Source organism: Pseudoalteromonas sp. GABNS16E, from assembly GCF_028598715.1.
Lineage (GTDB): Bacteria > Pseudomonadota > Gammaproteobacteria > Enterobacterales > Alteromonadaceae > Pseudoalteromonas > Pseudoalteromonas atlantica.
The window spans coordinates 38,093-59,660 of record NZ_JAQREZ010000017.1 but is presented as its reverse complement, the minus strand read 5'-3'; the positions used below and the strand labels follow the sequence as shown (position 1 = coordinate 59,660).

Annotated in this window: 14 protein-coding genes; 5 read left to right on the top strand and 9 right to left on the bottom strand. The window is 40.3% G+C overall.

What is annotated here, in order from left to right; translation table 11 throughout:
- Positions 1-127: 127 nt before the first annotated feature.
- Genes PSI06_RS09250 through bcsR form a run of 6 tightly spaced genes read right to left on the bottom strand, consistent with a single transcriptional unit; the run spans position 128 to position 10,899 of the window.
- Entirely contained in the window at positions 128-3,946 is a 3,819-nt protein-coding gene (locus tag PSI06_RS09250; RefSeq protein ID WP_273603608.1) for a cellulose synthase subunit BcsC-related outer membrane protein, read from the bottom strand.
- Positions 3,937-5,064 (bottom strand): cellulose synthase complex periplasmic endoglucanase BcsZ, encoded by a 1,128-nt coding sequence (gene bcsZ / locus PSI06_RS09245; RefSeq protein ID WP_273603607.1) that lies wholly within the window; start codon positions 5,062-5,064, stop codon positions 3,937-3,939. The genes PSI06_RS09250 and bcsZ overlap by 10 nt, the downstream gene beginning before the upstream one ends.
- Entirely contained in the window at positions 5,064-7,310 is a 2,247-nt protein-coding gene (gene bcsB, locus PSI06_RS09240; protein ID WP_273603606.1) for a cellulose biosynthesis cyclic di-GMP-binding regulatory protein BcsB, read from the bottom strand. The genes bcsZ and bcsB overlap by 1 nt, the downstream gene beginning before the upstream one ends.
- On the bottom strand, positions 7,303-9,972 hold the full coding sequence (bcsA, locus tag PSI06_RS09235; protein WP_273603605.1) for a UDP-forming cellulose synthase catalytic subunit: 2,670 nt from the start codon (positions 9,970-9,972) through the stop codon (positions 7,303-7,305). Before bcsA ends, bcsB begins: the two co-directional genes overlap by 8 nt.
- A gap of 2 nt (positions 9,973-9,974) precedes the next feature.
- The gene (gene bcsQ / locus PSI06_RS09230; protein ID WP_273603604.1) at positions 9,975-10,688 is read right to left on the bottom strand and encodes a cellulose biosynthesis protein BcsQ; all 714 of its coding nucleotides are present in this window, start codon (positions 10,686-10,688) and stop codon (positions 9,975-9,977) included.
- Positions 10,689-10,719: 31 nt separating this feature from the next.
- A complete protein-coding gene (gene bcsR / locus PSI06_RS09225; protein WP_273603603.1) occupies positions 10,720-10,899 on the bottom strand; it encodes a BcsR/BcsP family cellulose biosynthesis protein in 180 nt (59 codons plus the stop codon).
- Between the two features lie 114 nt (positions 10,900-11,013).
- Between bcsR and bcsE the strand changes: the two genes are divergently transcribed.
- The 3 genes from bcsE to tyrR all read left to right on the top strand — a co-directional run bounded on the left by bcsE (position 11,014) and on the right by tyrR (position 16,152).
- Positions 11,014-12,636, top strand: a complete 1,623-nt coding sequence (gene bcsE, locus PSI06_RS09220) for a cellulose biosynthesis protein BcsE (RefSeq protein WP_273603602.1) — start codon at positions 11,014-11,016, stop codon at positions 12,634-12,636.
- A gap of 169 nt (positions 12,637-12,805) precedes the next feature.
- Positions 12,806-14,386 carry a cellulose biosynthesis protein BcsG gene (gene bcsG / locus PSI06_RS09215; RefSeq protein ID WP_273603600.1) on the top strand — a complete coding sequence of 527 codons (1,581 nt, stop codon included), beginning with the start codon at positions 12,806-12,808 and terminating at the stop codon, positions 14,384-14,386.
- Between the two features lie 209 nt (positions 14,387-14,595).
- Positions 14,596-16,152, top strand: a complete 1,557-nt coding sequence (gene tyrR / locus PSI06_RS09210) for a transcriptional regulator TyrR (protein ID WP_004588344.1) — start codon at positions 14,596-14,598, stop codon at positions 16,150-16,152.
- 18 nt (positions 16,153-16,170) lie between these two features.
- Here the strand turns inward: tyrR and PSI06_RS09205 are convergent, their stop codons facing one another.
- Positions 16,171-16,662, bottom strand: a complete 492-nt coding sequence (locus tag PSI06_RS09205; RefSeq protein ID WP_273603599.1) for a hypothetical protein — start codon at positions 16,660-16,662, stop codon at positions 16,171-16,173.
- A 103-nt stretch (positions 16,663-16,765) separates the two neighbouring features.
- On the opposite strand from PSI06_RS09205, the gene PSI06_RS09200 reads away from it, so the two are divergent.
- A complete protein-coding gene (locus PSI06_RS09200) occupies positions 16,766-17,302 on the top strand; it encodes a thioesterase family protein (protein ID WP_004588346.1) in 537 nt (178 codons plus the stop codon).
- Positions 17,303-17,362: 60 nt separating this feature from the next.
- Here the strand turns inward: PSI06_RS09200 and PSI06_RS09195 are convergent, their stop codons facing one another.
- A complete protein-coding gene (locus PSI06_RS09195; protein WP_004588347.1) occupies positions 17,363-18,016 on the bottom strand; it encodes an OmpW/AlkL family protein in 654 nt (217 codons plus the stop codon).
- Positions 18,017-18,277: 261 nt separating this feature from the next.
- Here PSI06_RS09195 and dapE point away from each other — a divergent pair, with 261 nt between their 5' ends.
- Positions 18,278-19,462: a succinyl-diaminopimelate desuccinylase gene (dapE, locus tag PSI06_RS09190; RefSeq protein WP_273603598.1), complete on the top strand. Its 1,185-nt coding sequence runs from the start codon at positions 18,278-18,280 to the stop codon at positions 19,460-19,462.
- Between the two features lie 316 nt (positions 19,463-19,778).
- Here dapE and PSI06_RS09185 read toward each other — a convergent pair whose 3' ends face one another.
- Positions 19,779-21,485 carry a GNAT family N-acyltransferase gene (locus PSI06_RS09185; protein WP_029774118.1) on the bottom strand — a complete coding sequence of 569 codons (1,707 nt, stop codon included), beginning with the start codon at positions 21,483-21,485 and terminating at the stop codon, positions 19,779-19,781.
- Between the last annotated feature and the right edge of the window lie 83 nt (positions 21,486-21,568).

Genomic DNA, 21,568 nt, shown 5'->3' with positions numbered 1-21,568 from the left:
TGATTTGCTAAATGGTAGTAACACCACAAGGTAAGAGACACACCCTTATCCTAGTTACAATTGCGCTCAAGTATACATATACCTTAGTGCGAGGGGAAGCATTCGCGATATATCACCTTGCACTGCGTTAAAAGTCTGCATAGGGAATAATTGGGGTGCCAGGAAACTCTAACGTCCCGTACACAGGGTTGAAGTAATAGCGAATATAGAGCTGGCCAAAGTTTGGTTCGTAAAAGTCAGCACGATCGATGGCTAAATAACCACCAAAAAACCAATGCGGCGTTATACGGTACTCAAAGCTTCCTTCAAGATTGTATGACACGCCAGAGCTGTCATCACTCTCAAATACAGGGTCCACCCCGGTAATCGATTCTCTATCGTAGGCTTGTAGCTGCAAGTCAGTGTCGTTAGGATAAAAATCAATGGCTTGGGTTTTTGTTTGCGAATACGAAATCCCCGTTTTTAAGCGATAAACAAAATCATCGCCCCAGCGCGCATCGTAGCTTAAAGGCACCGACAACCCAACGTAGTTTTGTGGGCTATAGTAACCGCCGTGGCCCCATGTTTCTTCACTTAAATTATACTGATATGCCCAATGTAATAGACTTGCGCCGACGGTAAACTCGCGTTCTTGATTACTAATAACGCGATAATAAGACCCGCCCATTACTCTATAGCGTTGGTTATCTTTAACATTTTGCCCTTTATAGAGCGTAAAGTCGGCGCTTGACCAAAAGCCCCAATCGCCACCTAAGTCATGAGATAGGTTGGCAGTTAGGCCTGTTGAGCGCACGCCGCCCCAAATTTCACCGGTATTTACATCTTCAAGCCCAGCATAAGAGAGCACGGAGCTTGTTACAGGGCGTTTTTCGAGCTCTAGGCTATAACCAAAGTCGCCAATACTGTTGGCGTAATTTACACCCCATACTATGTCTTCAATTAAAAAGCCAAGTGGGGTCGTGCCTACATCAACACGCCAATTTTCATTTTGCCAGCCAATACCTATGTCGACCCCATCTTGCTCAGGGCTTACTTCATCAATAGTACAGGTAAATATACAAAGTGCACCTTGGCCGTAGCGGCTACCAGCAAATTGCTCATCAAAGCGAGTTGTTTGTGCGCTAATAGTGGTTGGGTCTATTTTAATAAACCCTTGGCCTTGCCAAAGTGGAAAGTAGGCCTCAATAGGTACTAAGCCTGCGCCAAGAGTTGCCTCGCTTTCGGTGCTTGTTTGGCCACTAAAGTTTACCCCAATAGCAATGTATGCTTGGTTTTTGCTTTGCTCATTTATAAGCTCGCGCTTAGCGCCATTAATATACCACGCATCATTTTCATCTATGCGAGCAATTTGTTTGTAAAACGATTCATCGTTTAGGCGTTGCTCGCTTGATAGCGTTTTTAAATACCATTGCTTAGCTTGGTCTTGTTCATTAAAATTTTGAGCAACTTCAGCGCCTAAATAACTAAGCTCTTTATCATTGGGTGATTTAGTAATTAATTGATTGGCTAAAACTAAAGCATCACCTGCGTAATTAAAGTCATTTAACGAGGTCATTATTTGGCGTTGTAAGTAGGCTTGCTGATCATCTGTTTGCGTTATTGCGCGCTCAGTGACTTCTTTTGCCTGAAAGTCGTTACCTAATTCTCTGTAAGCTCTAGCTATTGCAAGCATTGCTTGAGGTTCAATTGGCTGATTGTTTTTCAGTTTTTGCTGATAAACAATAATTGCTGACTCTTGTTGCCCCAGAGCTAAATTAGCATTTATTAATGCCGTGGTGATGGCGGGTGTACTTTGGTACTTTTGATCAAGCTGGTTAAGCTTTGCTAATAATTCGCCACCTTCGTAATACTGATTAATATACGTGGTGTATAAATTGACGTACTGTTCTACTTCGCCAGCACTTGCATTATTAGGCAAGCTGTAATGAGAAAACCATTGTTCTACAGCAGGGCGCTCGTTTTGTTCTAATAGCCACTGCGCGTAAAGCATATGCCAATAAGGTGATAAAGTAGGCTCAGTATTTAATGCAGTATTAATTAACTTTAGAGCGTGTTTTTTCTCATCTATTTGATACCAGCTACGCGATAGCTCGGCTTTCATTACTGGAGTTAAATTTTGCGCTTCTAAATTACTTAAATGAAAAATAGCCGTGGTTCTATTTTTAGTATTTAAGTGTCGCTCGCTTTGTCGAAGAGACTCGTTGAGCCTAAGTTGTTGCTCAAGAGAAGTTATGTCGTCATTTCGATCATTAACCGGCACATACTCTAAGGTGTTTAAAGCGCCTTGATAATCATCAATTGAGCGTAAAAATAAAGCATGGCTATAACGTAACTGTGGATTGAGCGGAAACTGCCAAAGCACATTATTAAATAACGTTTTTGCCTTTTTAGTTAACCCGTTTTGTTGATAAATAAACGCTAAATCGTAATAAAGCCAAGGCTGCTCAGGGGCCAGTTCAATTGCCTCTTTTAAGGTTTTCTCAGCAAGCTCTGTATCGCCTGCATCACTATATTGGCGTGCTTTTTCGCGAAGCTGGCTACTTAACGTTGCCGCATACACAGGTTTAAGTTGTGCTTTTTGAGACTGAGATAAAGCATTATAAAACTTGATTAACGACTGCTCATTGTTATCCAATTCAACAATTTCTAATAACCCTGTTAGAGCGCCATTATTAAGCGGATCATTTTTTAACACGGTTTGATAAATAGCGGCCGCTTGTGAATAATTACCTTGAGCAAATTGTAACAATCCGCGGTTATACAAAACGCTAGCAGGGTCTTGTTCAAGTGTGCCGGCTAAATTTAATTTAAGCAACGCCGTTTTAAACTGGCTATTATTAATGGCTTCTTTAGCTTGGCGTATGTAAAGCCAAAACTTCGCTGTGGCAGCTAAGTCTTTTAGCGTTTCTCGCTCGGCAAAATCGGGGGTATGCGAATACGCCTTAGTAAAATAATTATAAGACGTTTGATTTTTACCCATACGCAAATAAAGGGTGCCAAGGCTGCGCATAATTGCGCCATCGTTAGGGCGCCCTTTGAGCGCTTTTAGTAAAAGCGGCTCTGCGGCAACGAGCTTGTTTTTTTCAAGTAACGCCTCACCTTTAAGCCATAGTTGGTAGGCCGGGTTAGCTAATAATTTTTGTCGCGCTTTTAAATCTTTTTTGAAATCTTGATACTGTAATTCGCCTTTGCTGCTAAACGGATACACGCTAAAGTAGCGCTGAAATTGCTTTTCTGTAGCGCTATTTAATTGCATGTTAGATAAAGCACCTAACCAGATTGCTTCTACTTCATTACTGTAGCGAGAGGTGGCACCATATTTACTTAAAATAGTTAGCGCGGTGCTATCAGTGGGATTATTTCTGAGTAAGTGGCGCGCATATGCAATATCTACCGCGCCGATGTTTTCGTAACTGCGTAGTAGCCTTTCGTAGCCTTTTTTTACATTTTGCCATTGGCTTTGCTCTTGTGCATACCAACTTAAATGCTCAAGCTCAAACGCTAAGCTTGGATAGGTGTTTTTAAAAAGCCTGCTGTAAATTAATCGCGCTTGTTCGTAACGTCCCGCACGGGCAAGTAATTTAGCTTGTTGTATATCTGCTTTGTCTTCGTTTTCTAATCTAGCAATTAATCGTAACTGTTCTACACAAGGGTGGGTACGTGTGTTGTTACCGTCAATTTTTCTTAAAATTTGATTTGCTTGTATAGCCTTACCATTGGCAAACTCAAAACGAGCAAGCGCACACTGGCTTTCTATTCGATTAGGGGCAATGGCCAATAACTTTTGTAAGCTATCGGCAATTAAATCTTTATTTTCTTGCACTTCACCAATATTGATTTGGCTTAAAAGCCACTCAACAGAGTGTGTATCAATGTCATTATTTGTTTTAGCATGCACACTTGCGCTGACTGCTAACGTACAAACAACAGCCCATTTTAACGACATTCAGTGCTCCACCTTGGCTTGAGCGTCCCGTCTGCTGTTATTAAGAAGCGCTTATTAAGCGCACTACTACCAAACAGATTTAATACACTGTCGTAATAGCGTGTTTGTGTGAATGACTTATCGACCATTAACTTTTGTTGAATGGCCATAACCAAAGAATCATCGCCATTTTCTTTTAGCATGGGCAATAGGGCAGCATTAAAGCCTAATGGGCCACGCTTTTGGGTTTTGCCAGAGCGTGCATAGGTACTTAAAGGGACATAGCCACGGCTGTTTATAGCCTCTACAAAAGGGGTAAACTGCTCGCTTAGTTGTGCTTTGTAAGGCGCATCGTTCGCCATCATACTGGCCCATAAGTAAACCCTAATGGCATTAAAGCTGCCTAAATCGGTTGCTTTTTTATCGTAATAAAAACCTTTTGCTGGGCTATACATCACCCAATCAGGGCTCACTCCGTTTTTAGCGGTATCCAAAATAAGCTTTGCAGACGCTTCATGTAATTGCTGCCAAGGTGAGTGCGGGTATAATTTGCTAAATTGCTGATAAATAAATAACGGTGAATAACTTGGGTTGAGTTTATAGGTGTTATTTTCAAATTCAAACCCAGCAGGGGCGGGTAATAAAGTAAGCCCTAACCCTGAAATATAGGCGGTTTCTTCTCGCATAATACGCTGCGCTAATACAGCAGCTAAAATACTATAGCGGCGGTCATCCCATAAAATAGCTGCTTGCGATAAACTATATGCTATCCATAAATCAGAATCTGATGCTGGGTTTGAGTCTAAAATTGCACTGCTATCATTACCTGTTTCACCCCATTGCCAAGCTGGCAGACGTGTACTTAAATCGCCTTCAGAGAGATGGTCTTGTGTCCAATCTAAAATGGTATCAAACGCGGCTTTGTCGTTTGCTACTAGCGCAAAAAATAGCGCGTATGATTGCCCCTCTGAGGTGGTAATATTTTGTTTTGAGCCTAGGTCTATTACGCGGCCTTCATCACTAATAAAGTGATTTTTAAATACGTGCCACCCCTGCCAAGGCTCGCACTGCTGCGTTTGCGCTGACACAGAAAAACTTAAAAAAGCGGCTACTAATAATGCTCGGTTAAGTAATGTCATTATTCATCTCCTTCAGCTAAACGCTTATGGGTGAGTGCTTGTAGTAATCGCCATAAAATAAATGAAATTAGTAACAGCGTTAATATAGAAAGCAGGGCTAAAATAAATGGATGGTCAGATAAATGGAACCACACCAGCGTATGTACAGGAATATGACCGACAAAGTATTGCTCTTCGGTTTTTATTGTTTTAACGCCTTGTGAGTTTATAACCGCAGCACTGCCTTTTAATTGGCTTAATGTTTGCGAGTCCATAAGGGTTTTATCAATTAAGCCAAATGCTTTTTCAGTGGTGGCATTAAGTGATACAACAGAGCGTTCAGAATCAAAAGGAGATTGATAAGCTGTAATTACCGCCATATCTCCGCTACTTTTTACACTCACTTGTATTTTATCTGTGGCTTGCTCATCGTATGCACCGTTGTAAATTGCTTGCTTTATTTCACGCTGGTTATTCGTTAAAAGTACGTTTGTATGCGCATCTTCATCTAGTTGCTGAGCTGTGCTGCCAGGCTTTGCAACAACTAAAATATCTTTGTCGTCTAAATCAACATTTTCATTTAAATGGGCCACTGTCATTCTGTGGGTTGGATACCCCGTTATTGCGCCAAAATGACCGGTAAGATTAAACAGCAAAGTTAACGCTTTTGCAGAAGGCTGCTGGTCAATTAGTACAAGTGTTTGCTGTAAATCGGCATATTTGGTGTACGGGAAGCCACTGTTCGCAAATACATTTAAATCTGGCAGGGCAATGTAATGATCAAAGCCACTTACATCAATATTAGAATTACCATCAATAACACCAAACTCACCACCAGGTGGTGCTATTGCACACTCACCTTTTTTCAGCACACCAAATCTAAAATCAAAGTTTAGCTCGTTCCGAGTAGCTAAGTTTATGCCATTCAGTGAAAAGTTTTCTGCGTTTTGTGTAGTATCGGTATTGGCAATAAGCGGCAATAATGTTTTTGTAGTATTGAGTGCAGAGTCGTCATTATCTAACAAATATCCACTAATAAACTTTTGATTAATCAACATATTTAACCGAGAGTCCAAAGGCTCGCTTTCGGGTGTGCTGCGATATTGCAATGTAATGGGGATGCCTTTTTCGCGCCAAGTAAATAAATCTGGAGCAAAGCGCACGTTTAATTTTACGGGTCCGTTATTTAGCCCTTGTGCTTGTAGCTGATTGTCAAAATCAATTAATTCGTCAAAGTGTACAGCTCTATCTGCGCGTAACCAGCGCGGGGCATCGTACGCCTTGCGAAGCGGTAGTTGGTTAATTGCTTCTATGCTAGCTGTTCTGCCGGTCATGACTTTATGGCCAAAGGCCAATCCCGTGACGGCGGTTTTTAAATCGTCTTCATCACGCCCTAAAATAAGCAACATTTTGCTGTATCTATGTAGTGGGTTTGAAATAATCTCAACGGTTGGCTTTTCCACATCGGGATAGTCTTTTAAAAAGTCAGGCTTTGAATCGTTGGTAATAAAAACCACGCTGTGCGTATCTAATGATTTGTTAATCACCACCGGAAAATCAGCACCACGCCAGTCAGCTTGCGCGCCAAACCAGCTTGAAAGAGTCGCAGCCGCTTCAATCGTTTTGGTGTTAGGTGTTTTTGCAAACACAAACGGTAAGCTTAACTTATTGTAATCTTTGGCATCAAAAAAGGGCTCTGGTAAATATTCTAAACGGCTATCTATTGCCAGTTGCTTTTGATTGAGCGTGATATTGCTCGATTTATTAATTTCGGTCCAAATAGAGCGGCTAAAGTAATCTTGGCAACGTAAATCATAATAACCAACAAGCTCAAACCGTACTTGGTTGTAGTCTTGTACATACTTAGCATTGAGTTTTAGGCTATGGTTAACGGTATTTTTAACCACACTTAGTTGCTCATTTATGGGCAGTACAGTGACTAAGTTTTCATTAAAATACACTTTTAAATGCGACACGTTAGCAATCAATGATGGCGAGTTTGTGTACGAAAAATTAAGCTGTAAATCGGTGCTTAATTTATCAATGCGGTTGGTAAAATCCACTCTTGAGTTGTTGTTTATGCCATCAAGCTTGTAGCCATCAAAGCCTAAAGCAGCAAAGTCTAATCTTAAACTAGACACGTTGGCGCTTTCTGGGTAGCCATTTATAAACACAGATTTATCGTGCATTGGCTCAATAGCACATGCTTTGTAAGCACTGCATGTTAAAAACAGTATTAGAAATGTATTAAGCAAATTTTTAATCATAATTATAATGCACTATTGGTTTTTTAGGGGTGAAAGAGTTTATATATACAACAATTTTTGTCATTAGTTTTACAAAGGGTTGTAATGGCTTAGGAGCATGAAACAATAAATTACTAAATCCTCTTAAACTTGTTTTTTGTACTTCTTTAAAGCTATATGAAGGGCGGTCATGACGAAAATTATTTTGCCAGTCAAGCCACGCATCCGCTCTTGAAAAGGTGCACTGTATAAATGCTTTTTGCTTTTCGAGCGAGAGATCTTTTAACGTTAAGCCTATTTGTTTGTTTCGGGTGTTACATACATACGTTGTAAACGAAAACTGTTTATTACCGCGGCTCATTAATAGCTCTATTTTGTCGTTTACTCGGCATAAATGAGCGTGCTCTGTTTCAATACCCACCCCATTATCAGAGTAATCGGTAATTTTAACTTTTAACGTATGCCCATTTGCTAAGCGCACGCCAGCCGGAAAGTTTGCCTTAATACGGTGTGACTGCCTTACTTGCCTAGCTTCTGCAGCAACGGCTACCGCAGCGCCTAAAATAATAATATTATAAATTGCCCAGCCCATGCTGATTAACAAAACGCCCACTTGGCTCGGATCGCCAAAGCCTAAGCGTAAAACACCTACAAGCATGCCAACTAAGTTTATGAGTAAAAGTACCAAGTAGGGTTTAGATATACCCCAATCGTAATGCTCTTTATCATTTAAGCCGCCTTTTTCTGTTACGTTAAACTTACCCTTATTAGGGTTTATTAGCGCAACGGTTGTCGGCTTTAATATGTACCAGGCAAGAACAGACTCATACACTTCCCCCCAAAAAGAGTAGCGATATTTACCCTGAATTCGTGAGTTGGTCGCTTTTATTTGTATGAGTGTAGGCACTACATAAATAAAAATAGCTAAAAACGGCGCATAAATAATGTAAGCATTAAAGTATATGAGCGCCAGTGGCGCGGTTAAAAATACAATACGCGGAATGCCCGATAAAAAGTGCAGCATGGCGTTTAAGTAGCACAGGCGCTGTGGTATATCGAGCCCTTTACCTAAAATTGGGTTATCGAGCCTAAATATTTGCGCCATACCCCGAGCCCAACGAATACGCTGGCCAATATGTGCAGAGAGGCTGTCGGTGGCAAGGCCTGCAGCTTGTGGGATATTTATATAAGCGGTTTTATAACCGGCACGTTGCATACGCAGAGCAGTGTGGGCATCTTCGGTTACCGTTTCAAATGCAAAGCCACCAATATTGTCGAGTGCTTCGCGTTTTAAAACAGCGCATGAGCCACAAAAAAAGGTGGCATCCCACATGTCATTACCATCTTGGATCAACCCATAAAAAAGCATGTTTTCATTAGGGATTTGGCTGTGGTTATTTAAATTACGCTCAAACGGGTCTGCTGAGAAAAAGTGATGCGGTGTTTGCACTAAACATACTTTGCTGTCTTTTAAAAATTGCCCCATGGTCATTTGTAAAAATGAGCGGGCAGGTACGTGGTCACAGTCAAAAATAGCAATGTAGTCGCCGTTAGTGTAGCGCATGGCGCTATTCATATTACCGGCTTTAGCGTGGTTATTATCGGGTCGTGTTAAATAACCCACCCCCACTTTTTGAGCAAATTCTTTAAACTCAGGACGTTTGCCATCATCAAGAATATAAACGTTGAGCTTATCAGCAGGCCAATCAATGCTCATAGCCGCAAGCGTGGTAGGTTGTACAACACTTAATGGTTCATTATAAGTAGGAATGTATACATCAACTGTTGGCCATAAGTCAGTGTTTTCTGGTAACGGAACAGGTTTACGCTCAAGGGGGTTTATAGTTTGAAAAAAGCCTAAAATGAGCACTAGCCACGCATAGGTTTCTGCCAGCAGCAAGCCTGCGCCTAATGTAAGCGCAATAGGGTCATCCCAATTGAGGGTTTCTGTGTAGCGCCACCATAAATAACGCGATGAAGTGGTTACCGATAGGGTGATCATTACAATCGTGGCCATTTGCCCTTTAACGCGCTTAAGCCCGTATGCCACTATCAAAATAAAACTAATAAACACGGCTTGCGCTTCTAGGCTAAACGGAATGGTTATAAAAATAGCCAGTAAAAACAATATAAAGGCAACAACCACATATTTTATTAGTTTATTTTGCCAAATCTTAGCGTCAGCCATGGTTTTAAAAGCACTTTTTTTAGAACCCTTAACGTTTTTTGATAACAAACGCTTTAGTAATCTACCTAGCTTTAAGTCAAACCAACGCAACTGTTTAAGTGAATAACTTACCCCATTATAAAACTGATTTGATAGCCGCTCCCTTACAGAGTTATTTTTAGGTTTGTATTTAAAAAATAACAAATAAACGCTTTGAATGATAAAGCGCAAAATATTTGAATAAATAAACGTGCGGTAGGGCAAGCGAAGATGCGGGTAGTAATCATACAAAACAAGTTCAAAGTTAATTTTGTGGTCTTTTATATTGATAAACAATGAACTAATCAGAGTAATAAAAGGCATTAAAAAGGCTTCTATTACGTTTACTTTGTGCTGGTTAAAATAACTATGAAACTTAAATAAAATATAACGTACAAGTTTTTCAGTAAAAATAATGCTTAACAGTAAATACAAAGTACTGTGTATTGGGCGCTTATAAAATAAAGAAAAGCTCATAACTACAGGGCTGATTTACTTACAAGCCAGCCGGCAAGTGTTTCAAAGTCATCGTTAGCAACACTGTAAGGTGCACAATTAAGCGCTACATTTCTATAGGCTGTAGACTCTTTAATTACTTCATCACTATTTATAAAAAAGGGCGCCATAAGCGGCAAGGTAGATTGCCATAAAGAAAACAGGTCAAACTCAAGTGTTGATGCAGAGTTATAACGATTGACTAAAAAGAAGTGTTTCCACTGGTTGTCAGTGTGTTTTAACGTTTGTAGTTTTTTATAAATTAAGCTGTGGCAAATAGCATCACAATTAACTATTTCAATCACTATGTCGTTTTTATCGAGCGGATAGTGGGTGATATCAATATGTGCAGGGCAATCAAAAAGAAGCCAAGCAGCATTGTTATAATCCAGTTTATTGCAATTGTTTATAAAATCGAATAACGCTGCGGTACTAACACTTTTATCGCCAAAAGGTAAAAACACTATGCCATCACTATCTTGATGAAAGTGCATCAAGGCTTCTTCAAAGTCCTGCTCGTTACTCCAGCCTTGGTTGTACTGCCAAGGCAGGCCAAAGTGCAGGCCCAAATCGCTTTTAGAGTCTAAATCTATAGTGATAACGTCAGAGCCCGACTTTTTTAATACGCAGGCTAAGTTGGCAACCATAGAAGTAGCGCCAGTGCCGCCTTTAATGCCTTTTAGAAAAACTCTTTGCAAAGGATTGTTTACCTGTCGTTTTAATTATCACTTACGTATTTACTGCTCGGTGTATTTCGTTCAGTAATGCGTATTTTTCTATTGTTTGTTTATTTTTTTGTTTATTAACAATTTCAACGTAATCTTCACTTTTGCCGCCAAAACGTCGTGCAAGGTTCTCAATGTCATTTGATGTTAAGGTTTCAGAGCTTTTTGTCGTTAAATTACGCATTGTTGCCTTTATGGTGAAGTTTATTATTTTTATTTAAAGTGGACAATATTTGTCTATTATATATAGAATAGCGGGTAAAACTAGTAAAAAAGTATTTTTTATAGGCTAAATTCAGTGCAAAACTTTAACATTTCAGGCTTGCAGTCCTCTGCTGCAGAGCTAAAACCTGCATCGTTATATGCAATTTTAGCCCCTTTAGACAATTTTGCTACTGAACTGGCATTACATGCAATTAATAAACCTTCGGCCACTGATATTTATATTGTTTCTTCTCAAATAGAAACATTTTTTGAAGGCCCTTTTAGCAATGCATTAAATCATGCATTTGACCAACACAAAGTGCATCCGTTTAGGTTTTCGGCAGATACACGCGACTGGCCAAAGCAACAAATAATTAACAATACGCTAAAAGAGCTAAATGCTTATAAACAGCTAAATAACGCTTTAGTCATTGTCCACTTTAGTACGACTGATTTAGCTTCATTGGATCAAAAGCAGCTGATTCAAAGTGTTCAGACCTATAAAAAATTTAGTACACAATCAGGAGCGACCGTCTTATTTTTAGTTTCTGGCCCTGAGGTGACTAACTATCGCTTTTTATTAAGGCGGTTAAATTCGGACCTCGACGGGTTGGTATATGTTGAAAATGATTCAACAGTGCGCGTACTAGAGTACGATTATTGGCATCACAGTACAGGTATCATCGCCTCTGTACAGTATCCATTAATGATTGAAAATGGCTGCTTTAAAGTGCAGCAAAATAGTATTACGGAACAACAAACCTCAACATTGGGTGTATTTGCAGATGAAGACGACGTGTGGATTGTACAAGGAGCTATTCCTGAAGGGACCAAGCTTCCTGCAAAATATAAAATAATAAAAGACAACAATGCGCTTTTTGCAAAAGGCCCTAAATTAGAGGCGGCAACATTGGTATTTGCAGTTTCGCGGTATACCGATTTAGGCCTGCTTGCCAAGCAATGCTTTGAGCTGAGAAAAAACTGTGGTCGCTGGCTTAAATTAGTGATTCAGAACTTTGATGGGGTGATCCGCCATCAAGATGAATGCTTATTTTTGACCTTAGGTGTTAATCTAATTTTGTATAGTTTTTCAGAGCCTTCTAGGTTGCTCTCACAGGTGCAGTCAATTCAAGGGTTTCAATTTTCAAGACCGTTACCGCCTTCTATTGAACATGTACTTCAATTTACCGAAAATACCTTTTCTAAAGGTTACTTGCCTTTTATAGAATTTACCAAACAGGTAGAAGTTCACAGCGACTCAGCTGTAAATTTAGGGGTAAGCGGGGTGTTGGTTAAATTAGAGCTTTTGCCTCGGATTGATCCAATTCACCCTTTGCATTTATTTCATATAAAGCGTGAGGGCGACGTATTCAGTTTGGTAGAAAACACCGTGTATTTGTATTTACATGCATGTCGCGAAAATGATGTAAACAATGCGATAAAGCACTTGTTTAAATTAGAAACAAACGATTTTTTTGCGCAGCAAAATATTATTTCCGATCATTTTTATATTCAGCAAGAATGTAAACAGCTTAGGCGTTATTATGCGGGCCAAGATATAACCGATTACTCTGCCCAATTAAAAGAGAATGAAAGCTATAAATTTTCGCAAAAAATAGATGCAAGTGTTGCAGCTGATTTAGAAACACCAGAGTTTACTAAAAACGAGCGCGCAGATGCTGTGCCGTTTAAAATGGCCATAAAGAGTAACGTATGAGTATTAATCAATTATTGATTACAGCAATTTTAGCGATGCTAGTTGGCGTATTTTTATGTATGTCGGGGTCGTTAATACTGAAAAAAATAAAAAAATACTATGCTCAGCTTACGTTTAAACATGAAGTACTCGAACCTTACAAACCAAATAGAATAAAGAAGGGTAAATAGTGAAATTATCAGGCTTAGGGGTGTGGAACCTCTATTTTTTAGTTAAGTTTGCACTTTTTTATTATGGTGCAATCGACTTTGGCTTATTAGCAAATGCAGCGCTGGCTGCTTTTTTTGCTATTTCTTACACGCACCCTTTACTAAATAAAGCCAAACATTGGTTAGGCGCAGTAATGGCCATTGTTTTATTTTATAAAGATTCGTGGTTGCCCCCTATAGACCGCTTAACACGCCAAGCTGGTAACGTGCAAGACTTTAGCTTTGGCTACTTTTTAGAGCTCATGGCGCGTGTTATTAATGTTGATATGTTATTGGCACTGTTTGTTATTACTGTGTGCTTTTGGTATTGCTCACAGTGGATACGCTTTACCACCGTAACAATAGTTGGGCTTATGTTTGTAGCTTGGCAGGGCACAAACAACGAGGATAATTTAATTACACAGCCAGTCGCGGCTAATAATGTTCAAACAGCAGCGCCTCGTGCACAAGCACAGGTGGTAACACAAGAAGCAAAATCGCCTGATCAGCAATTAAAAGAGTTTTATCAGCAGCAAAGTTTGCTAGCAAGCCAATTCCCTCAGCAATATAATGGCGAGTTATTTGATGTCATAGTACTAAATATTTGCTCGATGGCCGTGGCTGATCTAGAGGCTATTGGCGTAAGCCTAGATGATTTATATAGCGATTTTGATGTGGTGTTTTCTGATTTTAATTCGGCGACTTCGTACTCTGGGCCTGCTGCAATTCGCCTGCTACGAGCAAGTTGTGGTCAAACAAGCCAAACTGCCTTATTTGAAAATGCGCCAGAGCAGTGTCATTTGTTTAAAAATTTAGAAAACTTAGGTTACAAAAGCAATGTGGTTATGAACCACGACGGCCACTTTGATGAGTTTAAAGGTTTGGTGAAAAAGTTTGGTAAAATAGATGAGCAGCCTTACGATATAACTAACTTACCTGTAGCTCAATACGGGTTTGACAACAAACCTATTTACTCAGACGGGGCAGTACTAAACTCATGGTTAAATAAAAAAGGTGAAGACTGCGCGCCATGTGCTATGTATTACAACACCACCAGTTTGCATGATGGCAATCAACTAGCGAATCAAGCCCGCATGAGTAGCCTTGAAAGTTACCCAATTAGACATAAAAACTTATTTAACGATATTAACGGGTTTATTAAAAACCTAGAAAAACGTGGTCGTAATGTCATGCTGATGATAGTACCTGAACACGGCGCAGCATTAAAAGGCGATAAAGTGCAATTTGCTGGGCTTCGTGAGATACCAAGTCCAAGTATTGTATCTGTTCCGGTGGCGATTAAGTTTATTGGTAAAAATGTACAAAGCTATTCACAAACGCTTGTAAGCGAATCAACAAGTTACTTTGGTTTATCGGAGCTAATTAGTGGCGTGCTTAGCACAAACTTTTTTGCAGGTAATGGCAATATTGCCGACCTAGTTGATACGCTGCCTCGTGCACCTAAAGTAGCCGAAAACGCCGATACAATAATGATGTATGTTAATAAGCGCCCTTATATTCAATTAGATGGCGGAGACTGGACCCCATACCCGCAAAATTAATAGCATATATGCATAACCCCTTTTAAAACGCAGCTTACACGCTGCGTTTTTTAGTTTTAAGCTGCACGTTATTATAGTTTGATGTTTATAGGCGTGAGTTTACAGCGATAAAGGCGGTGGTTTGTCCAAATTTGTTTACAATTTACTGTATTGAATAACGGAGTTAGCGTATTATTCGGCTAATATAGTTTTTCCTTATTCGAGGATGTATGCGTCTAGATATTCATTGTGCCGACCGTGTAGGTATTGCCCAAGAGATCCTAAATATTTTAGTAAACTACGATGTTGACTTAAAAGGGATTGAGGTTGATTCGGTAAATTGCCGTATGTATGTAAGCTTTCCTGAAATTGAATTTGAGCAATTTCAAAAAATTATGCCTTCTATTCGTTTGATTGATGGCGTACATGATGTTCGCACAACCGCCTTTTTACCCTCTGAGCGAGAGCATAACGAATTAAATACACTGCTGCGTGCACTTCCCGATGGTGTTATTTCGATTGACGCAAAAGGGTGGGTACGTTTGTGTAACGACGCTGCCTGTAAAGACCTACAGTTGAGCGAAAAAGAAGTAGTAGGGGCCAATATTAATAACCTACTAAAAGGGTTTAACTTTACGCGTTGGTTAGAAGGCAAAGAAGTACTTGGACAAACAACCCGGGTAGATGTTGCAGGTGAAGACTTTATTGCCGATATTTTACCGATTGCCGTCCCGCAAGGAGGTGAAGGTGACGTGTTAGCTGGTGCGGTTATTAATATAAAATCGCAAAGCCGCCTTGGTCAGCAGGTCAGTGCCTTTAGACGTTACGGGCAAGAAAGCTTTGCAACTATTCATAACTTTAGTACTGCTATGCGCCGTGTAGTGCGCGAAGCACGCAAAATGTCGCAGCTAGAAGCCCCCATTTTAATAACCGGAGAAACAGGCACAGGTAAAGAGCTCCTTGCTCGTGCGTGCCACTATGCCTCTAATCGTTCGGTTAAGCCGTTTATTGCACTTTCGTGCGCATCTTTGCCTGATGATGTGGCTGAATCTGAATTATTTGGTTACGCCGGATATGAAGAAAACACCGCACCTAAACGCGGAGTACTAGAGCAAGCCGATGGCGGTACTGTGTTTTTAGATGAAGTTGGCGAAATGTCTACACAGCTACAAACAAAGCTGCTGCGCTTTTTACAAGACGGCACATTTAGAAAAGTGGGCGACGAAAACGAAGTAAAAGTAAACGTGCGTATTATTGCAGCCACACAAAAAGATTTACCCGCAATGGTGCAAGAGGGCGTATTTAGAGAAGACCTATACTATCGAATTAATGTACTCACATTAGAGATTGCACCACTGAGAGACCGTAAAGCTGATGTGGGCCCATTAGCCGAGCACTTTATTCAAAAGTACGCACAGCAAAACGGCCATGCAATTCCGCTTTTATCACAAGAGTGCTTACGCTTTTTACAAGAGTACCCGTGGCCAGGTAATGTGCGCCAGCTAGAAAATGCAATTTATCGGGCGGTGTCGTTACTTGATGATAGCGAGCTACGTGTAGAGCATTTGCAATTGCCCACCTTTACCCACGATTTAGGCTACTTAGAGTCAGATTTTGAAGGGTCGTTAGATCAAGCTGTAAAACGTTTTGAAGCAACCTTGCTACGCAAATTGTATCCGGCTTACCCAAGCTCAAGACAATTAGCTAAGCGTTTAGGGCTTAGCCACACTGCAGTGGCAAATAAACTAAGAGATTACGGTATTAATCGCAAAACTGTTAAAGTTTAATAGCCGCTTTACTGGGCACTAGCTCTTAGTGCCCATGTTTTTAGTAACCCCATCAATGGCGATAGTTTCTATGCCACTTTCATCAAAATTAATCACTATGCTTGCGTTATTACGAGTAAAAAAGTAACTGCGGCCATTCAGCTCAATCACGTAATTGCCTTTTACGGGGTCTTTAAATTGCTGCTTTTTTAAACTGACAGTATGTTTACCTATTTGCCAATCAAACGCTTCAATAAAGCCATTATTAAACTCTTGTACCCACACTTGGCTATCGTCTTTAGCTAAAGTGATTGCCACCGAGTATGAGTTAGGTAATTGCGACATATTGTAGCTTTTGCTACCTATCGAAAATTTACCAAGCTGCTGCCATGCAAAGCCAAAATTAAAGGTTTTTTCTATACCTGTTGGGTAAGTTACCGTACCTGGGCCTTTAATTGTAAAATCGGCCAGTGCACAGGTGCTAATGCATAATAAACTGGTTGTGAAAAGTGTCGCTAATTTATATTTCATACTATGACTTTTTTATATTTATAATTTGAGATTAAAACAGAACATTCGCCTTAACAAGTGGCTATGTTACACTGAGTTAACTTTATACTGGTAAGACCTTCTCGTGAACTTATATATTAGACTTCTTTTATTATTTTTTAAAATTAAGCGCAACCGCGACTACCAACAGTTACTTGATACGGTTGATATTGATTACAAAGCACTGCCAACAGACTGCGATATAAACCTGCATCTAACAAACTCGCGTTATTTGGCTATGATGGACTTGTCACGCACTTGGATGATTGAGCGAATTGGTCTATTAAAACAAGTAATGAAGCGCCGTTGGTTTCCTATTGTTAATGCTACAGCCATTACTTATATTCGCGATATTAAACCTATGCAGCGTTATACCATTAGTACCAAGCTGGTGGGGTGGGATCATAAATATTTTTACATTGAACAAAAGTTTCATTCTGCGCGTGGCCTGCACGCTATAGCGTATGTGCGCGGTGTGTTTAAAAACAAAAAAGGCATTGTCAGTATTGAAGAAATGCTTGAAGTAGCGGAGTTTGATGGTGTAGCGCCTATTTTGCCAAGTGAAATTATGCATTGGAAAGAAATGCTTGAGCAAAAAAAGGTGAATAACCTTCCTAAATAATTTTCATAAAATAAGGCCTTTCGGCCTTAAACACATAGAACATAGGCGCTGTAAACTTATTTAAAAACTGTACCTTACACCAAACATGGCAACGACAGGGTCAAGCTCAACGGTTGATGTAAGGGCTTTTGCACCGTTTGCATACACTGTGGCATCGGTATCTATATCAATCATTGACACCATGGCATGTAGCCCCCAATGTTGATCGATTTTATAGTTAGCGCCTACTTGTGCAATAAAGCCAAACGAATCATCGAGTTTTACTTCAACATCATCAGTGCCTAGGGTTGCTTTTAGCGCTTGTGAAGGCTGCTCGTCAAAAAAGGTGGTGTAATTTAACCCTACACCAATAAACGGGCGTAGCGCGTAACTTGTATCTAAAAAGTGGTATTGCGCAACCAATGATGGCGGAAGCTGTTTGATGTCGGCAATTTTATTGCCAGCTAACCCACCCGCGCCATTTACATCGTGCGAAAACGGCGTAGCGGCAATAAGCTCTACCACCCACTTATCGTTAAATGCATAATCGATTGTAATACCTAGCTGCGTGTCAGAGTCGCCTTTTAGACCCAGTGTTGGCGCTTCGTTAATTGCCGAGCTGCTGTTATCTGGATTTACATTAATAGCGCCAACATTAACGCTAAGGTTAGCGTGTGCCGCAGGGGTAATAGCAAGTAAAGAGGTAAGTAATGCAATGCTGATTTGGGTTTTCATGTTGTGCTCCAATAACTACTTTTTGATTGACGCCATTATTACAATCTCCGAGCGTTGAAAACCTGTTCTAGATCAAAGTTTCAAAAATGTTTGAAGTATGTGAACCCTTTTCTTGATTTAGATTAAAGTCAGTGCAAAAAGTATTTTAATTAATTGACACAGCTATGTATTTAACGGTCATCGCACTGTATTAACTTTGCCATTATTTGGTCATATTCTCGCGCTTTAATAATCTCTCTTATGGTTATTGAGTGTGTTGTTATGTCTGTTGCAAAAGTATCGCAAAACAGTGTAAGTAAGCCTTTAAGCGCGGTGGTAAAAAATACGCAAACGCTTATTAGGTTTGAGTCTGTAACGCCTAACCAAGGCGGTGCCATAGATTGGCTTAGCAATGAGTTAACTGCGCTTGGCTTTAACTGTGAGCAGTTTACTTGTGAAGGCGTTACCAATTTAATTGCCTACGTTAGTTTTGAACAAGAAGGACCTTGTGTTGCGTTTTCTGGGCATATTGATGTTGTGCCCGCAGAGTCGGGCAACTGGCTAAGCCCGCCTTTTGCTGGCAATATTATTAATAATGCCGTGTATGGTCGCGGCGCTGCCGATATGAAAGGCGGCGTGGCCGCTATGCTTGGTGCTACTAAGGCACTATTAAAAGAGACTAAAAATAAAAAAGGGCGTTTTTACTGGCTTATTACCTCCGATGAGGAAGGAGAGGCAGAATTTGGCTCAGAGGTAATAGCCGCGCGTTTAGCAAAAAATAATATACAGCTTGATGGCTGTATTGTTGGTGAGCCGACAAGCTCTACACACGTAGGCGATACAATTAAAAATGGTCGCCGAGGCGCTATTTCTTCTCGTATAAAAGTTCACGGCAAGGCCGGACATGTTGCCTACCCACAGAACACTATAAACGCTGCGCATATTGCGGGTAATATTGTAAATTGTTTAAGTAATTTAACATGGCCTGACGATGAGCCAAGCTCTAAGACCACCTTGCAAGTGACCGGCATTAATATAAATAATGTTGTTGATAATTTAGTGCCTAGTGAATGCGAAATTACCTTTAATGTGCGATATAGCCATGGTTATACAAGCAATGCAATAAAGCACTGTATATCAGCGGCGCTGAGTGAATACGCTCAGCACCTTGAGATTGAATGGGAGCGAGCGTGTGAGCCCTATTATACGCCACCAACAAACGGGTGGAGTTTATTGCAGCAGTTAGAGCACACCATTTATGCGCAAACAGGGAGTTACCCCATGTTAAGTACCAGTGGCGGTACTTCTGATGGGCGATTTTTTGCAAACCAGCATACCCAAGTTATTGAATGCGGCGTTAAAAATAGTACCATTCATCAGGTAAACGAGCATGTTCCGGTTGATGATTTACTTAAAATTGAGGCCATTTACACAGACTTATTAGCACGAATTTTTAGCCATAAATAGTAATCGCCCAATAAAAATAAACAGCGAGAATCACCTCGCTGTTTGTTTGAGTAGGGCGTGTTGATCTTTAATGATTGAGTTTGCAGCAGTATGTTTGGTTTTTAGGCAAGGCAGAGCCTATGAAGTGTGGTTATTCCCCATAAATAGGCGATAACGCAGCATAAATGCCAAACATGCGCTGCCCTTCGGGTTCTGCCTAGGGGCGATAAACTCTTTGTTGCTCGGTTTTTACTTAGCCCACTAGGTTACAAACCTCGCGCCGCGATTAAATCGCCCCTAGATTGAACAAATTTCAATCCGTAAAGTTCAACACGCCCTAACCTAAATAGCGCTTGGCTTTATTTTCTTTTACGTTTTGTAAATCTACCAGCACTAACCCATCAATACAGTTGTTAAAGTCGGGGTCGATACTAAAGCTTAAAAACTTTACGCCGCCAGGCTTGCACAGCTCAGTATATTGCTTAAATAGCGTAGGAACTTGTGCCCCCATATTGGCCAGTACATGTTTTAATTCTACAAAGTCTTCTTTTACATCGTTACCACTAAAAACAGTTTTACACTGAGTGAGTTGTTGCTCGCTTAATTTAAACTCGTTATTGGGGGTGGCGAGGTGTTGTTCTGATTTATAATAATGTTGATAGTAATGCACAAGCATGGCTTTTGCTTGTTCAGGTAAGGCGTTAGAAACGCTCACCGCGCCAAATAAGTAACGATATTGCGGGTAGTTTTTAATAAATGCGCCAATACCGTACCATAAGTAGTCTAAGCTTTTACGCCCCCAATATTTAGGTTGCACAAAGCTGCGGCCAAGTTCTATACCTTGCTCTAAATACGGTTTCATTGCTTGTGTGTAACTAAACAAACTATCGGTGTATAAGCCTTCTCGGCCATGTTTCTCTATTATTTCCTTTGCACAAGCAAGGCGATATGCCCCCACTAATTCTAGCTGCGTAGGATCCCATAGCACTAAGTGTTGGTAATCCATATCATATTTGTCGATGTCGCGGCGTTTCCCGCTGCCTTCACCTACCGCTCTAAAGGCAATTTCTCTCAGTCGTCCAAGCTCTCTAAACACTGGTGAGCTGCCAGTGTACTGATATAAATGAATATGCATGCCATCTTGTGTTTTGCCTAATAACTGACAACTCTCTATGGCTTTTTTAAGCTCTTTGCGGCACTCAGGTATTGCAATAGGGGTTTGGGTTTTAAGAGGAAGGGGCTTTTTAGTGGTAAGGCGATAAAGTTGCTTGCGAATGAGATTAACGATTTCTTTATCTTTTAAGTTTTCGATTAAATATGACTCAGGCGGAATGGAAGCACCAATTTCAAACTCTAATGACTTTTGTCGCTGCTTAAACATTTCTTTTACTAATAATAAGCTCGCAAGTGGTTTGTAAATCATTGAGGTGCCATAAAAAAGCGGGCTGTTTTTGGCCTTTATATAAATAGGTAAAATAGGGCTGTTTGCTTTTTTAGCCATGCGTAAAAAGCCACTGTTCCACTTGCAATCTTTAATACCGGTAGGGCTTAAACGCGAGACCTCTCCCGCAGGGAAAATAAGTAACGCACCTTCATCTTTTAAGTGTTTTTGTATATTACTTAATTCTTGTTTTTTACTGGTTCCCGATAAATTATCTACTGGCAACAGCAATGAATGCATAGGGGTGACCGACATTAGCATGCGATTGGCAACCACTTTTAAATCTTGCCTAACGCTGGAAAGTACTTTTATCAGCGCAAGTGCGTCGAGCGAGCCAATGGGGTGGTTAGCCACAATAACTAACTTACCTTCGCTGGGTATGTTTTCAATTTGTTTTGGTTTGTAGCGGGTATCAAAGTCAAGCTCATCAAGCACTTGTTCAACAAACTCTAGCCCTTGTAAATGGGGGTAAGCATCGCCAAAGGCGACAAATTCTTGTTCATGTAATAAGTAGCCAAGCCCCTTTTTAACTAAACCTTTTACTTTAGGGGAGTTCTCTAATTGTGGTAAGTTTGCTGCTATTACTTTATCAACGCTTATCATATTAACCTCATTTACAATTTGGCCTATTCGCCATCCTGTTTAGAGTAAAAAAAGGGTGTGACATTTACTTTGCAGTTGTGTGA